Annotated in this window: 12 protein-coding genes; 2 read left to right on the top strand and 10 right to left on the bottom strand. The window is 71.9% G+C overall.

The window, feature by feature from the left end:
• The first annotated feature begins 38 nt into the window (after positions 1-38).
• Together PHA84_RS09510 and PHA84_RS09505 are read left to right on the top strand one after the other, a co-directional pair.
• Entirely contained in the window at positions 39-863 is an 825-nt protein-coding gene (locus PHA84_RS09510) for an alpha/beta fold hydrolase (protein WP_270887851.1), read from the top strand.
• Positions 864-921: 58 nt separating this feature from the next.
• Positions 922-1,755 (top strand): DUF427 domain-containing protein, encoded by an 834-nt coding sequence (locus PHA84_RS09505; protein ID WP_270887850.1) that lies wholly within the window; start codon positions 922-924, stop codon positions 1,753-1,755.
• Between the two features lie 19 nt (positions 1,756-1,774).
• Here the strand turns inward: PHA84_RS09505 and aspS are convergent, their stop codons facing one another.
• The 10 genes from aspS to steA all read right to left on the bottom strand — a co-directional run bounded on the left by aspS (position 1,775) and on the right by steA (position 13,209).
• Positions 1,775-3,658: an aspartate--tRNA ligase gene (gene aspS / locus PHA84_RS09500; protein WP_270887849.1), complete on the bottom strand. Its 1,884-nt coding sequence runs from the start codon at positions 3,656-3,658 to the stop codon at positions 1,775-1,777.
• A 39-nt stretch (positions 3,659-3,697) separates the two neighbouring features.
• On the bottom strand, positions 3,698-4,198 hold the full coding sequence (locus tag PHA84_RS09495) for a YchJ family protein (RefSeq protein WP_333742271.1): 501 nt from the start codon (positions 4,196-4,198) through the stop codon (positions 3,698-3,700).
• Positions 4,195-4,914 carry a VOC family protein gene (locus PHA84_RS09490; RefSeq protein ID WP_270887848.1) on the bottom strand — a complete coding sequence of 240 codons (720 nt, stop codon included), beginning with the start codon at positions 4,912-4,914 and terminating at the stop codon, positions 4,195-4,197. Before PHA84_RS09490 ends, PHA84_RS09495 begins: the two co-directional genes overlap by 4 nt.
• Positions 4,915-5,032: 118 nt before the next feature.
• Positions 5,033-5,689 (bottom strand): NUDIX domain-containing protein, encoded by a 657-nt coding sequence (locus tag PHA84_RS09485; RefSeq protein WP_270887847.1) that lies wholly within the window; start codon positions 5,687-5,689, stop codon positions 5,033-5,035.
• Between the two features lie 7 nt (positions 5,690-5,696).
• The gene (locus PHA84_RS09480; protein ID WP_270887846.1) at positions 5,697-7,403 is read right to left on the bottom strand and encodes a CTP synthase; all 1,707 of its coding nucleotides are present in this window, start codon (positions 7,401-7,403) and stop codon (positions 5,697-5,699) included.
• A gap of 11 nt (positions 7,404-7,414) precedes the next feature.
• The gene (locus tag PHA84_RS09475; RefSeq protein ID WP_270887845.1) at positions 7,415-8,536 is read right to left on the bottom strand and encodes a glycosyltransferase family 4 protein; all 1,122 of its coding nucleotides are present in this window, start codon (positions 8,534-8,536) and stop codon (positions 7,415-7,417) included.
• The gene (murJ, locus tag PHA84_RS09470; RefSeq protein WP_270887844.1) at positions 8,533-10,227 is read right to left on the bottom strand and encodes a murein biosynthesis integral membrane protein MurJ; all 1,695 of its coding nucleotides are present in this window, start codon (positions 10,225-10,227) and stop codon (positions 8,533-8,535) included. Before murJ ends, PHA84_RS09475 begins: the two co-directional genes overlap by 4 nt.
• Entirely contained in the window at positions 10,224-11,081 is an 858-nt protein-coding gene (locus PHA84_RS09465; RefSeq protein ID WP_270887843.1) for a hypothetical protein, read from the bottom strand. The genes murJ and PHA84_RS09465 overlap by 4 nt, the downstream gene beginning before the upstream one ends.
• Before the next feature lie 5 nt (positions 11,082-11,086).
• On the bottom strand, positions 11,087-12,028 hold the full coding sequence (locus tag PHA84_RS09460) for a copper transporter (protein WP_270887842.1): 942 nt from the start codon (positions 12,026-12,028) through the stop codon (positions 11,087-11,089).
• Complete coding sequence (gene steA / locus PHA84_RS09455) at positions 12,025-13,209, bottom strand: putative cytokinetic ring protein SteA (RefSeq protein ID WP_270887841.1); 1,185 nt, start codon at positions 13,207-13,209, stop codon at positions 12,025-12,027. The genes PHA84_RS09460 and steA overlap by 4 nt, the downstream gene beginning before the upstream one ends.
• Between the last annotated feature and the right edge of the window lie 64 nt (positions 13,210-13,273).

Here is a 13,273-nt window from a genome sequence, read left to right as displayed (position 1 = left end):
GTCGAGGAGTCCCGGCCCACCACCCGAAAGGACCGATCATGGCCACCTTGACGTCCGCAGAAGTCGAGATCCACTACGAGGACTCGGGCGGCGACGGGCGACCGGTGGTCCTCATCCACGGGTGGCCGCTGAGCAGCGCCTCCTGGTCGGATGTCACGCCGGCCCTGCGGGAGGTCGGGTACCGGGTCGTCACGTACGACCGCCGCGGGTTCGGCGCGTCCGAAAAGCCCGGCGAGGCCTCCGCCTACGACTACGACACGCTCACCGCGGACCTCGACGCTCTGATGACGCGGCTGGACCTGCGCGACGTGACCCTGGTCGGGTTCTCCATGGGCGGCGGCGAAGTGGCTCGGTATGTCGGCCGCTACGGGCAGGACCGGCTGCACAGCATCGTCTTCGCGGCGGCCATCCCCCCGTGTCTGCTCAAGGACGAGGACCACCCGGACGGCGCCATGGACCTCGCCACGGTGGCTGCCATGCAGGAGCAGCTCAGGGCCGACCGCGAAGGGTTCCTCGACGCCTTCCTCACGAACTTCTTCTCGGCTGACGGGCAGCTGAAGGTGAGCGAGTCGCAGCGCCAGGAGGCGCTGCGGCAGGCTTCGCAGGCGGACCTCCACGCCGCCGCGGAGTGCATCCACTCGTGGGTCACCGACTTCACCGGTGACCTTCCCAGGATCACCGTGCCGACCCTGGTGATCCATGGTGATGGCGACGGGATCGTCCCCTTGGAGCTGTCAGGCAGGCGCACCCACGAGGCGGTCTCCGGCAGCCTGCTGCACGTCGTGGAAGGCGGCCCGCACGGGGTGAGCGCCAGTCATGCGGAGGAATTCAACACTGCGGTGCTTGACTTTCTCACCCGCTGACGGGGCTCTTCGCCTCCAGCCCGCTGCACCGCGTGCGGCACCGGAGGACGCTGGCGAGGTGACCCTCGACCTCCATGCCCAGTGGCTCTCCAGTCTGGCCGAGCTGCGGTATGTCCGCACGCCCAAGCGGTTGCAGGCCCGCGCCGAGGGTGACCTGGTGCTCGACACGTCCGACGCGCTGCTCGTCTGGGAGCCTCGCCGGGTCGTGCCGCAGTACGCCGTGCCGCCGCAGCACCTCAAGCTCGACCTCGTGGAGCTGTCACGTCGGGAGGCGCCGGCGGGGCTGCCACCGGCCATGGGGCCCAGGGACTTCGCGACCCACACGTGCCCCGGCACCCCCCTGGCCACCCTCGCCGGCTCGGCGCCTGCGGTCGAGGTGGCGTTCAGGCCGGACGACGCCACGCTCGGCGGCCGAGTGGTCCTCGACTTCGAGCGATTCGAGTGGACCGAGGAGGACGAGCCGGTGATGGGGCACCCGCACGACCCGTTCAAGCGCATCGACGTCCTGCGCAGCAGCCGGCACGTCGTCGTGCGGCTCGGTCAGACCGTCCTGGCGGAGTCCCGCCGCGCGCGGGCCCTCGTGGAGACGTCCTTGCCGGTGCGCTGGTACCTGCCGCCGGACGACGTTCGGATGGACCTGCTCACCCCTTCCGCGACGCACACCGTCTGCGCCTACAAGGGCGTGGCGAGCTACCTCAGCGCAGGCCTCGAGGGTGGCGAGGACATCGCCTGGTCCTACCCGGACCCGCTCCACGACGCCCTGCCGGTGCGCGACTTGGTGGCCTTCTGGTCCGAGCGCACGCACACGACCGTCGACGGCGAGCTCCTGGCCGGGCGTATGCCGCCCGAAGGACCGGCGTCGACAGGAGTAGGCAGCGGTCGCGCGAGCTGAGCCGCGCCGCGAGGACCTGCTACGCGGGCTGGGGCTGCGTCGGCTGGCTCTGCGTTGACCCAGACCCTGCCGACCGGGACTCCACCGCCTGCGCTGACTCAGCGCCTGGCGACTGCGACGTTGCCGACTGAGGCACGGCATCCACGCCCGCCTCCTTGCGCTGCTCCGCCGTGATGGGGGCCGGCGCGGCCGTCAGCGGGTCGTAGCCCCCTCCCGACTTGGGGAAGGCGATGACGTCGCGGATGGACTCGGTGCCCGCGAGTAGCGAGACGATGCGGTCCCAGCCGAACGCGATGCCGCCGTGCGGTGGAGCGCCGTACTGGAACGCCTCGAGGAGGAAGCCGAACTTCTCCTGCGCGTCCTCGGGCGACAGGCCCATCACGGCGAAGACGCGCTCCTGCACGTCGCGGCGGTGGATTCGGATGGACCCACCCCCGATCTCGTTGCCGTTGCACACCAGGTCGTACGCGTAGGCCAGCGCCGAGCCGGGGTCACTGTCGAAGGTGTCGAGGAACTCTGCCTTCGGTGACGTGAACGCATGGTGGACGGCCGTCCAGGCGCCGGCGCCGACCGCGACGTCACCGGCCGCGACGGCCTCGGACGCAGGCTCGAACAGCGGCGCGTCGACCACCCAGAGGAAGGACCACGCCGACTCGTCGATGAGGTCGCAGCGGCGGCCGACCTCCAGGCGGGCGGCGCCCAGCAGCGCGCGGGACGGCTTCGTGGCACCTGCGGCGAAGAACACGCAGTCGCCCGGGCTCGCGCCGACGTGCGCTGCCAGTCCTGCCCTCTCCGTCTCGGACAGGTTCTTGGCCACCGGTCCGCCGAGCGAGCCGTCCTCCTGCACCAACACGTAGGCGAGCCCGCGGGCACCCCGGCTCTTCGCCCAGTCCTGCCAGGCGTCGAGCTGCTTGCGCGGCTGCGCTGCGCCACCGGGCATGACCACGGCCCCGACGTACTCGGCCTGGAACACCCGGAAGGGCGTCTCGGCGAAGTAGCCCGTGCAGTCCACCAGCTCGTTGCCGAAGCGCAGGTCCGGCTTGTCGGAGCCGAACCGTGCCATCGCGTCGGCATAGGTGAGCTGAGCGAACGGTGTGGACAGCTCGACGCCGATGAGCTTCCAGAGCTCCGTGACGATGGCCTCCCCCAGCTCGATGACGTCGGCCTGCTCGACGAAGGACATCTCGATGTCCAGCTGGGTGAACTCGGGCTGGCGGTCGGCCCGGAAGTCCTCGTCCCGGTAGCAGCGCGCGATCTGGTAGTAGCGCTCCATCCCCGCCACCATGAGGAGCTGCTTGAACAGCTGAGGGCTCTGCGGGAGGGCATACCAGGAGCCCGGAGCCAGCCGGGCCGGCACGAGGAAGTCGCGAGCGCCCTCCGGTGTCGAGCGCGTCAGCGTCGGCGTCTCGATCTCGACGAAGTCCCGAGCGCCGAGGACGGCGCGAGCCGCCGCGTTCACCCGGGAGCGGAGCCGGATGGCGGCACCGGCCGAGGACGCGCCGGGCCGGCGCAGGTCCAGGTACCTGTGCTTCAGCCGGGCCTCCTCGCCGACCGTCACACGTTCGTCGATCTGGAAGGGCAGGGGCGCGGAGGGGTTCAGCACCTCCAGGCGGGCGGCGACGACCTCGACCTCGCCCGTCGGGAGCTCCTTGTTGGCGTTGCCCTCAGGCCGGCTGCGGACCTCTCCCACCACGCGGACGCAGTACTCGTTGCGCAGGTCGTGGGCCTCGCCCTGGTCCAGCACCTCGTCGCGCACGACCACCTGCACGACTCCCGAGGCGTCACGCAGGTCGAGGAAGGCCACCCCGCCGTGGTCACGTCGGCGTGCCACCCAGCCGGTGAGCGTCACTGTCTGGCCGGAGTGGTCGGCACGCAAGGTGCCGGCCTCGTGGGTGCGGAGCACAGGAGTTCCTTCGATCAGGTTTGGGTGAGCCGACCCATCCTACGGACTGGCCGTCGGACGGGACGAACCGGTTTCGACCTCCGCGCCTCGCCCGACGACGTCCCCACCGACGTCCCCACCGATGTCCCCACCGACGTCCCCGACGATGTCCCCGAGAATGTCGCCGTCGACGTAGACCCAGGCGCCCGCTCTCCGGACGAACCGGCTGCGTTCGTGCAGGGCGCCGCCGCGGTACGCCGCCCGGAACTCCACCTCACCGGTCGAGTCGAAGTCCCGCCCGTCAGCCGTCGCAAGGATGCTCAGGCCGGCCCAGCCGACCACGTCGTCGAGGGCAAGCGGCGAGGGTCGGGTGCGCGGGTGCCAGGTCCGCTCGAGGTAGGGCTGGTCCCCGACGACGTATGCCGCGTATCTCGAGCGCATCAGCTGCTCCGCCGTGGCGGCCGCCCGCTCCCCCTGGTGCAGCGGCCCGCAGCACGCTGCGTAAGGCGCGCCGCTGCCGCACGGGCAGTCGTGCGGCACGTCACGACCGAAGGCGCTCATGCGCGGGCCGGCAGGATGCAGAACTCGTTGCCCGACGGGTCGGTCAGGATGGTCCACGGTAGATCCCCGAAGTCGTGGTCGAGCACGTGGGCCCCCAGGTCCAGCACCCGTGGGAGGACCGCGTCGGGGTCGTCCTCGCTCTCGAGCCGTAGGTCGAGGTGCAGCCTGTTCTTCGCTGCCGACTTCGCCGACTTCTCGGCGCACAGCTCCAGCAGCATCCCGCGCAGCGAGGGGTGTCGAAGCGTGGCGTCGGCGACACCGTCCACCGGGGCCCAGCCGGTGAGCGCGGCCCAGAACGCGGCGTCCCGCTGGGGGTCGGCGCTGTCCATCGGGACCGCGGCGATGGGGCCGGTGTCCGAGTAGGCGGCCCGGGCCTCCATCACGCAGAAGGGGTTGCCCTCAGGGTCTGCGAGGACGACCCACGGCACGTCTCTCTGTCCGATGTCGGCGGGGCTGGCACCCAGCGCAAGCAGCCGCGCGACCACTTCGTCCTGCTGGTCGTCGCCCCGCAGGTCGAGGTGGAGCCGGGAGCCGTCGACGGCCGGCTGCGGGACCCGCTGGAAGCACAGGTCCAGGACGGGCCCGCCGGGAACGGTGAGCCGCGTCTCGTAGGCCTCCTCGGAGTCCGAGAGCGTCTCGGTGCCGAGCGCCTTCTCCCAGTACCGTCCGAGCCGCTGCGGGTCGACGGCGTCGAAGACGAGGTTCTCGAGATACATGGGCCGAGCCTAGGCCCGCATTCGCACGAGCGGCAGTCGAGGGCGCCGTGCGGTCACGTCTCCGGGGACCCACTTCTTCGAGGCCTCGCGGGCGCCTATCGGCCGCAGGCCTTTCCCGTCAGGGCTGCGGTGAGGCCTGCGGCCGATAGGCCCGGTGCGCCGGCCACGGCGCGTCGACCGGACGTAGGGTCGCCCACCCGAGCTCTCGAGCGGCGAGGGCGGCCAGCACGGCGATCGTGAGCGTGGCGTTGTGCAGCCGGCCCGCCAGGACGCCGTCCCGGGCCTCCTCGAGCGAAACCCACCGCAGCGGCATCCCGAGCTCCTCGCCGTCGCGGCTGTGCCGGTCGCCCTCCGGTACCGGCCGCAGGTCGCGCGCCACATAGACGCGCATGGCCTCGTCGATCCCCCCAGGGGAGCTGAAGTAGTCGGCCAGGACGTGCCAGGTGTCCGCGACGAGGTCGGCCTCCTCGTGCAGCTCGCGGGCCGCCGCGATGTGCGGCGCCTCGCCGTCGACGTCCAGCAGGCCCGCGGGGATCTCCCACTCGAAGGTCCGCACGGGGTGCCGGTACTGCTGGATGAGGCAGATGCGCCCTTCGGCGTCCACTGCGGCGACCGCGACGGCTCCAGGGTGACGCACGAACTCACGGGTGACCTCGCCGGCCTCGCCCAGGTCGACGCGCTCGCGAAGCACGTCCCAGACCTTGCCGTGCATGGCAACCTCGGTGGCCACCACCGGCCGCTCCTCGAACCGGTCGCCCAGCTGCTCCTCCGTCATCGCCGGCTCAGCTGGCCGCGTCGGCGGTGGCGCGGGGGCGCTCCACCTCCACGAGGCGGGCGGCACGCTGGGCGTCGATGGCGGCGCCGACCAGCCCGGCGAACAGTGGGTGCGCGCGGTGAGGTCGGGACTTGAACTCGGGGTGCGCCTGGGTGGCGACGTAGTACGGGTGCTGGTCGCGGGACAGCTCGACGAACTCGACGAGGTTCCGGTCCGGGGACAGCCCTGAGAACACCAGGCCCGCTCGCTCCAGCTCCTCGCGGTACCGGTTGTTGACCTCGTAGCGGTGCCGGTGGCGCTCGTCCACCGCCACCGCGCCGTACGCCTCGGCGATGACCGAGCCCTCGGTCAGCTTCGCGGGATAGGAGCCCAGCCGCATCGTGCCGCCGAGGTCTCCCGCCCCCTCGACGAACGCCTTCTGTTCCTCCATGGTCGCAATGACCGGTGCCGGCGTCTGCGGGTCGAACTCGGTGGAGCTGGCGCCTGCTATCCCCGCGACGTTCCGGGCGTACTCGATCACCATGCACTGCAGGCCCAGACAGATGCCCAACGTCGGCACCCTCCGCTCCCGAGCCCACCTGAGAGCGCCGAGCTTGCCCTCGATCCCGCGGACGCCGAAGCCACCAGGGACAAGGACGGCGTCGACGCCCCCGAGCGCCCGCTGGGCCCCGGCCTCGGTCTGGCACTCGTCACTGGCGACCCAGCGGATCGACACCCGGGCGTCGTGGTGGAAACCGCCTGCCCGCATCGCCTCCGTGACGGACAGGTAGGCGTCGGGGAGGTCGATGTACTTGCCCACCAGGGCGATCTCGACCGTGTGCTCGGGGCTGTGGACGCGGCGCAGCAGCTCGTCCCAGTCGTGCCAGTCGACGTCCCGGAAGTTCAGCCCCAGGCGCCGGATGACGTACGCGTCCAGGCCCTCCCTGTGCAGCACCTTCGGGATGTCGTAGATGCTCGGCGCGTCGACCGCCGCCGCGCAGGCCTCAGTGTCGACGTCGCACATGAGCGAGATCTTGCGCTTGATGCCCTCGGGGATCTCCCGGTCGGCCCTGAGCACCAGCCCGTCGGGCTGGATACCGACCTGGCGCAGCGCGGCCACGGAGTGCTGGGTGGGCTTGGTCTTGAGCTCACCGCTGGGGGCCAGGTAGGGCACCAGAGAGACGTGCAGGAAGAACACGTTGTCGCGACCGACGTCGTGACGGACCTGCCGCGCGGCCTCGAGGAACGGCAACGACTCGATGTCACCGACCGTGCCCCCGATCTCGGTGATGATGACGTCGGGCGCCTTCGCCGGCAGCACCCCTGCAGCGCCCGCGGCCTGGGCCCGCATCCGCTCCTTGATCTCGTTCGTGATGTGCGGGATGACCTGGACGGTGTCGCCGAGGTACTCACCGCGCCGCTCCTTGGCGATGACCTGGTTGTAGATCTGCCCCGTCGTGACGTTCGCCTTGCCGACCAGGTTGCTGTCGAGGAACCGCTCGTAGTGCCCGATGTCCAGGTCGGTCTCCGCACCGTCCTCGGTCACGAAGACCTCGCCGTGCTGGAACGGGTTCATGGTGCCCGGATCCACGTTGAGGTACGGGTCGAGCTTCTGCATGGTGACGCGCAGCCCGCGGGCGCGGAGCAGGTGTCCGAGGCTCGAGGCGGTGAGGCCCTTGCCCAGCGAGGAGGCGACGCCTCCGGTCACGAAGATGTGTTTCGTCTGCTCCACCACGGGGTTCAAGCCTACGTCATGCGGGGCAGGCTCGCGTACCAGTCGTGCCAGCGACGCGCCGTCGCCGTTCCGTCGTCCCAGGATGCGGCCCTGCCCCGGCCCAGCTCGGACAGCCGGCCCCGGAGCTCGCTGTCACCCAGGACCGCCTCGACGGAGCGGGCGAGCTGCGAGGCGTCGCCCACCGGCACCAGGAGGCCGACGCCGTCGACGAGGTCGTGCAGCCCGCCGACATCGCTGCTGACCACGGGAGTGCCGGCAGCCATGGCCTCCTGGACGACCAAGGCACGCGCCTCCCACCGGCTGGGGAGCACGAAGACCTCGGCTGATCTGAGCCACGGAGCGGGGTCGGCCACCGCGCCGAGGAAGTGCACGGGTACGCCGAGGCTCAGTGCCCTGCTGCGCAGCACTGACAGAAGACCGGCCTCCCCGTCACCCAGGACGACCCAGGTCACCGGTCGGTCGAGGGCTGCCGCGGCGGCGAGCAGCACCTCCAGGCTCTTCTGCGGGGCGATCCTCGAGACCGTCAGCACCAGTGGGCCGCTGGGCGTGACGCCCGCCCCTTCGAGCAGCTCGGCGGCGCGGGCGTGGCGCGTCACCACGTCGTCGGGTCCCTGCGCCAGCAGGAGGGGGACCCTTGGTGACGGCACCGCGGCGAGCCGCGCGTCACGGGCTCCGCGCCGGCGTGCCTCCTCCACCAGGTCGCTGCTCGCGCCGGTCACCAGAGCAGCCCTGCGCGTTACCAGCCGCTGGACCAGACCGGACATGAGCCGGGGTTCCAGGCCGCGCAGTCCCGGCCGAGCGAGGATGGCGTTGTGCTGGGTCACGACCACCGGGGTGCGCACGCCGACCGTCGCGACGGTGGCCAGCAGTCCGGCCTGGTGCCCGTGGGCGTGCAGGACGTCCGCGCCCCGAGCCAGCGCCCGCAGGGACCGCAGGCCGCGAAGGGACCGCAGCATCCCCGAGGCTCCGGTGGGCCACCAGCACCGGGCGCCCGCGATGCCGAACCGCTGAGCCGTCGTCCGGTCCGTCACCACCGCCACCTCGTCTCCCAGCGTCCGCAGACCGGCCGCGAGGTCGACGACATGGGTGCCGATGCCACCCGTGCTGCGTCCCAGCAGCAGAGCCACCCTCATACCGGACCATCCGAACGCCGCTGCCTGCTCCGCTGGACGATCGCGACCATCGACCTGCGGTCAGCGACCGCCATCACAGCCAGGTAGATGGCGGCGGTGACGAGAGCGACGAGCGCCCCGCCCAGCAACGCCCCCGATGCCGAGCCGGTCGTGACCAGGGCCAGCACTCTCGTAGCCAGAGCGTCGCCACCGGCCAGGGCGAACGCCATGGCCACCAGGGCGGCAGCAAGGGTGCGTCCACTCCCAGTCAGCGCGGCGCGGCCCCAGGCCTGGCGAACCAGCCCGGTCAGGAGCACTGCCGAGACGGTCATGCCGAGCGTGGAGCTCACCCCGAGCACGCCCAGGGTGGCCCCCGCCGTGGAGCCCTCCGGCACCGCGAGAAGCGGCAGAGCGGCGCTCAACACCCAGCCGGTCGCCACGGCGAGGGCGGCGTAGAGAGGGCGCCCGCGGACGTACAGGGCGCGCGTCAGCAGAGCGGCGACGCCGAACCCGACGACGCCGGGAGCGTAGGCGGACAGCGTTCCGGGCAGGGCTTCCAGAGCGGCACCGCCCCCCGCCTGCCTGCCACGGTCCAGCGCAGAGAAGAACCCTCCGACCGGCCGGGACACTGCCATGAGGACCGCGGCCGCACCGGCGGTGAGCAGGAGGACGCCTCGCAGCGAGCCGGCGAGCGTCACGGTGGCGTCGTGCCCGGCGTCGGTCGGCTCCGGGCTCGTCCCCCGCGAGGTCGCGGCCGACCTGCTGTCGGACGCCACGGCGTGGGCCAGAGCCGGAAATGCGGAGGTCGCCACCGGGACGGCGAGCACCGCGTACGGCAGGAGGTAGACCGCCTGGACATAGGTGTAGACGTTCACCGTCCCCACTGCGGCCGTCCTGTGGTGCGTGACCCACAGCGTGGTCAGCACCGCCGCCTGCTGCGCCAGCAGCGCCAGCACGCCGGCACCGGCGAGAGAGGCGGCACGCCGGGCGGTTCCGGCGGGGAACTGCAGGGTGGGCCGTAGGCGAACGCCTGCCCGCAGCACTGGCGCGAGAAGCGGCAGGCTCAGCATGACGACCCCCAGGGTGGTGCCACCGGCGAGGGTCCAGACAGCACCTCGCGACACGGTGCCCGGCGTGTTCCGGTCCCCGGCGACCGCCGCGTAGGCGAGGTACGAGCCGATGACCACGACGCTGGACAGCAGCGGGGCGAGCGCCGCCGCAAGGAACCGCCGGTGGGCCTGGAGCACTCCGGTGAGGACGATGCCCACGCCGTAGAGGAGCACCTGAGGGGCGAAGAGGACGAGCATGTGGGAGGCCAGGGTGAGCTCAGCCTGCGAGGCGCTGCTGCCGAGCAGTGCCCGGCCCACCCACCGGGCGCCGATGGCCAGGACCACGGTGAGCGGCGCGAGCACGAGGACCGCCCAGGTCAGCAGCGCCGATGCGGTCCGGTCGGCGTCCACGGCGCGGCCACGCCCCAGCTGACCGGCCACCAGGGGTACGGCGACCGCGGCGAGCACTCCCCCGGCGGCCACCTCGTACACCACGTTGGGCAGCATGTTCACGGACTGGTAGGTGTCGCCCACTCCCGCGGCTCCCACGCTGCCGGAGAACACCAGGGTGCGGACGAAGCCCGTCAGCCGCGCCAGCAGGGTCGCCAGGGCGATGAGCCCGGCCGCCCGCGCCACCGACGAGCGGACCGACTGCACGGTCATGGGCGGCCCAGGGCGTCGAGCTCCCGCAGGACCGGGGTCGACTCGATGACGACAGTGAAGGAGACCTTCTCGGACGCCAGCGTGAGCGCGGCAAGCGCGGCTAGAGCCCACCAGCGACCACGCCGCCCGCAACGCTGAACCAGGGCGGCGCCGAGCAGCGCCCCCGCACTGTTGGCACCGGTGTCGCCCAGCATCGTCTCGCCCCGCAGGTCCGGTCCGATCAGCCCTGCCGCGGCACCCGCCGCGCCCGCTGCCGCCACTGAGGACGACGGCGAGGTGCCGGTCAGCAGCCCCAGCACCAGGGCGGCTTTGAGCGCGCGGCCCGGTCGCAGGTCCAGCAGGTTGAGCAGGTTGGCGCAGCCCGCGACCACAGCGCCGCCGACGAGGGTGTCGACGGCCGAGCGGCTGGCCCGGCGGTCTCCGGCACGGCTCGCCGCACGGCCGGCCGCACGGTGGGCAGAGCGGTCGGCAGAGCGGTCGACGAGCACTGTGGTGGCCAGCCCGGTGACCGCAAGGCCGACGACCTTGACGGCCCCGGTGGTGACCTCGCCCCGCGCCAGCGCCGTGAGGTGGCCCTTGAGGCCCTTGCTCCCGGAGTCGCCCCGCAGGTCGTCCAGGGCACCGAGGCCGGCCGAGGCTGTGGCGGCGAGCACCGGACCTGCGCCGGCGCCGGCCATGCCCGCGGCCAGCGCGGCCCCTGCGGCATATGCCGGGCCCTCCAGCAGGCTGACTCCTGTGCCGGCGTGGTTCACGCGGTCCCACGTGCCGACGGGTCCCGGAGGACGTCTCGCGAGCGCGTGCAGAGCACCCCGGGCCAGGACCGCCGCGAGGCCCGCGGACGCGAGGGCGCGCACAGGAGCTACCTGGTGGCCAGCGGCGGGAACGCCGCCGTGGCGTCACCCGCCAGCCCGTAGTGGCCGACCTTGCCGGCCTGTTCCTGCAGGAGGCCGAAGACGATGCTCGCCTGGCCCATGGGGAGCTCGGCGTCGTCGACGGTGGTGAGCGCCTTGGCGTGGTCGTCGTCGGCCCGTGAGGTGGCCAGCACCGAGGTGGTGTTCGTCGCGTTGTCCTTCAGGCTCGCGGCGACGAGCACGGCGCCCGCGCCGGCGGAGTCCATGGCGGCCGCGAGGTCGCTGAGCGCGCCGGCCCTGGACTCCCGGTCGGCGACATCGGAGCCGGTGACGGGACCGGCCACGACCACGGCGACGCTGGCCGGGCTCACCTGGTCCGGGGTGAAGCGGATCAGCTGGCCGGTACGCAGGCCCTCCAGGGCGCCCGCCGCCCCCGTGGCGCTCGCACCGGCCTTGGCCAGCACAGACCGGGCCAGGACAGCGTCCACGATCTCGCCGTCCGTCTGGCCGACCGGGAGCTCCACCTGAGCCGCGAGCTGCTGACCCAGCGTCGACCGGAAGGTCGCCTTCTCGGGATCGACCCAGGCGTCCTGCACCGAGACCGTGGACCCGATAGTGGCCCCCGCCGCGGTCAAGGTCTGCGTCGTCGACTTCACCAGCCCGGTGTCCGCACCGGGCAGGACGACCACCGACACGGTCGTGTCACGCAACCGTCCGGCGAGCAGCGTGCGGTTGCTGGCCACCGTGAACTCGTCGCGCGCCTGGGCTGCCTTGTCCGCGGTGTCCAGCTGGGTGCGCAGGGTCGCCTTGTCGTCACGCAGGTTCTTGACCTCGGAGGTCAGCGTGTTGCCGATGTCCTCCTTCAGCGGACCTGCACCGAGCACGATGCCCACCGCGAGGGCGAGGAAGATCGAGACGATGGAGACCAGGTGGTAGCGGAAGTCGATCACGTGAAGATTCCTACGACGAAGGACCACAGGTCGTCCCAGCGGGCGCCCAGCACCTGCAGGAACGCCCGTCCGCCGGTCGTCGACCAGAGCGCTGCGAACAGAGCGCCCAGCCCGACGACGAGCATGACGGCAAGGGAGAGGTTGGAGATGCGCGAACGGTAGAGCCGGGAGACACCCTTGGCGTCGACGAGCTTCCCGCCGACGCGCAGGCGGGTCAGGAACGTGCTCGCCATACCGCTGCGACCCTTGTCCAGGAACTCCACGAGCGTGGCATGGGTGCCGACGGCGACGATGAGGGAGGCGCCCTTGTCGTCTGCCAGCAGCATCGCGACGTCCTCACTGGTGCCGGTGGCCGGAAAGACCACGGGCTCGACCCCGAGCCGGCGCACCCGCTCCAGGCCGGGGGCGTTCCCGTCACGGTAGGCATGCACGACGATCTCGGCTCCGCAGCGCAGCGCGCCGTCCGACACCGAGTCCATGTCGCCGACGATGAGGTGCGGCTTGAGGCCCTCCTCGAGCAGTGCGTCCGCGCCACCGTCGACTCCGATGAGCACCGGTCGGTACTCGCGGATGTAGCTGCGCAACGTGCGCAGATCCTCCTTGTAGTGGTAGCCCCGCACCACGATCAGCGCATGCCGACCGTCCACCTCGGTGGTGATGTCGGGGACCCCCACCCCGTCCAGGAGCAGGTCGCGCTCGCGGCGCAGGTACTCCATGGTGTTGGCGGCGAACGCCTCGAGCTGCACGGCCAGGCCCGCCCGTGCGTCGGTCATGGAGGTCTGGACGAGGTCGTGGTCGAAGGCCTGGCCCTTGGCCACGACCTCGTCGTCGAGCCAGATCTCGTCGCCGTCGATGCGGACCTGCTGGCCCTCGTGAAGGTCGTGCATGACGTCGCGGCCCACGCTGTCGATGAGCGGGATGCCGGCCTCCACGAGGATCTCGGGACCGAGGTTGGGATACCGACCAGAGATCGACGCGGCTGCGTTGACGACTGCCGCCGGGCGACACGCCAGGAGCGCCTCGGCGGAGACCTTGTCGATGTCCTGGTGGTCGATCACGGCGATCTCGCCGGGGCGGAGCCGCTTGGTGAGGTTCTTGGTCCGGGAGTCGACACGCACGAGACCGCGCACTCCGGGGGTATCGGGTTCGCGGTGACGTTGGCGGGGGATCTTCAAGGGCATTGTCGCCATCCTCCCATGGCGGCGAACGGGTGCCGCGCCGCCCACGCTGGGAGCGCGGCCGCCG

The sequence above is a fragment of the Pedococcus sp. 5OH_020 genome (assembly GCF_027812955.1).
GTDB lineage: Bacteria > Actinomycetota > Actinomycetes > Actinomycetales > Dermatophilaceae > Pedococcus.
The sequence above is the reverse complement of the archived record's forward strand: the minus strand, read 5'-3'. Positions and strand labels throughout refer to the sequence as shown.

What these genes read in the sequence shown, in the direction of transcription:
- PHA84_RS09475 (WP_270887845.1), bottom strand. Translation starts at nt 8,536, where the DNA reads ATGAGGGTGGCTCTGCTGCTGGGACGCAGCACGGGTGGCATCGGCACC.
- PHA84_RS09490 (WP_270887848.1), bottom strand. Translation starts at nt 4,914, where the DNA reads ATGTATCTCGAGAACCTCGTCTTCGACGCCGTCGACCCGCAGCGGCTC.
- steA (WP_270887841.1), bottom strand. Translation starts at nt 13,209, where the DNA reads ATGCCCTTGAAGATCCCCCGCCAACGTCACCGCGAACCCGATACCCCC.
- murJ (WP_270887844.1), bottom strand. Translation starts at nt 10,227, where the DNA reads ATGACCGTGCAGTCGGTCCGCTCGTCGGTGGCGCGGGCGGCCGGGCTC.
- PHA84_RS09510 (WP_270887851.1), top strand. Translation starts at nt 39, where the DNA reads ATGGCCACCTTGACGTCCGCAGAAGTCGAGATCCACTACGAGGACTCG.
- PHA84_RS09485 (WP_270887847.1), bottom strand. Translation starts at nt 5,689, where the DNA reads ATGACGGAGGAGCAGCTGGGCGACCGGTTCGAGGAGCGGCCGGTGGTG.
- PHA84_RS09495 (WP_333742271.1), bottom strand. Translation starts at nt 4,198, where the DNA reads ATGAGCGCCTTCGGTCGTGACGTGCCGCACGACTGCCCGTGCGGCAGC.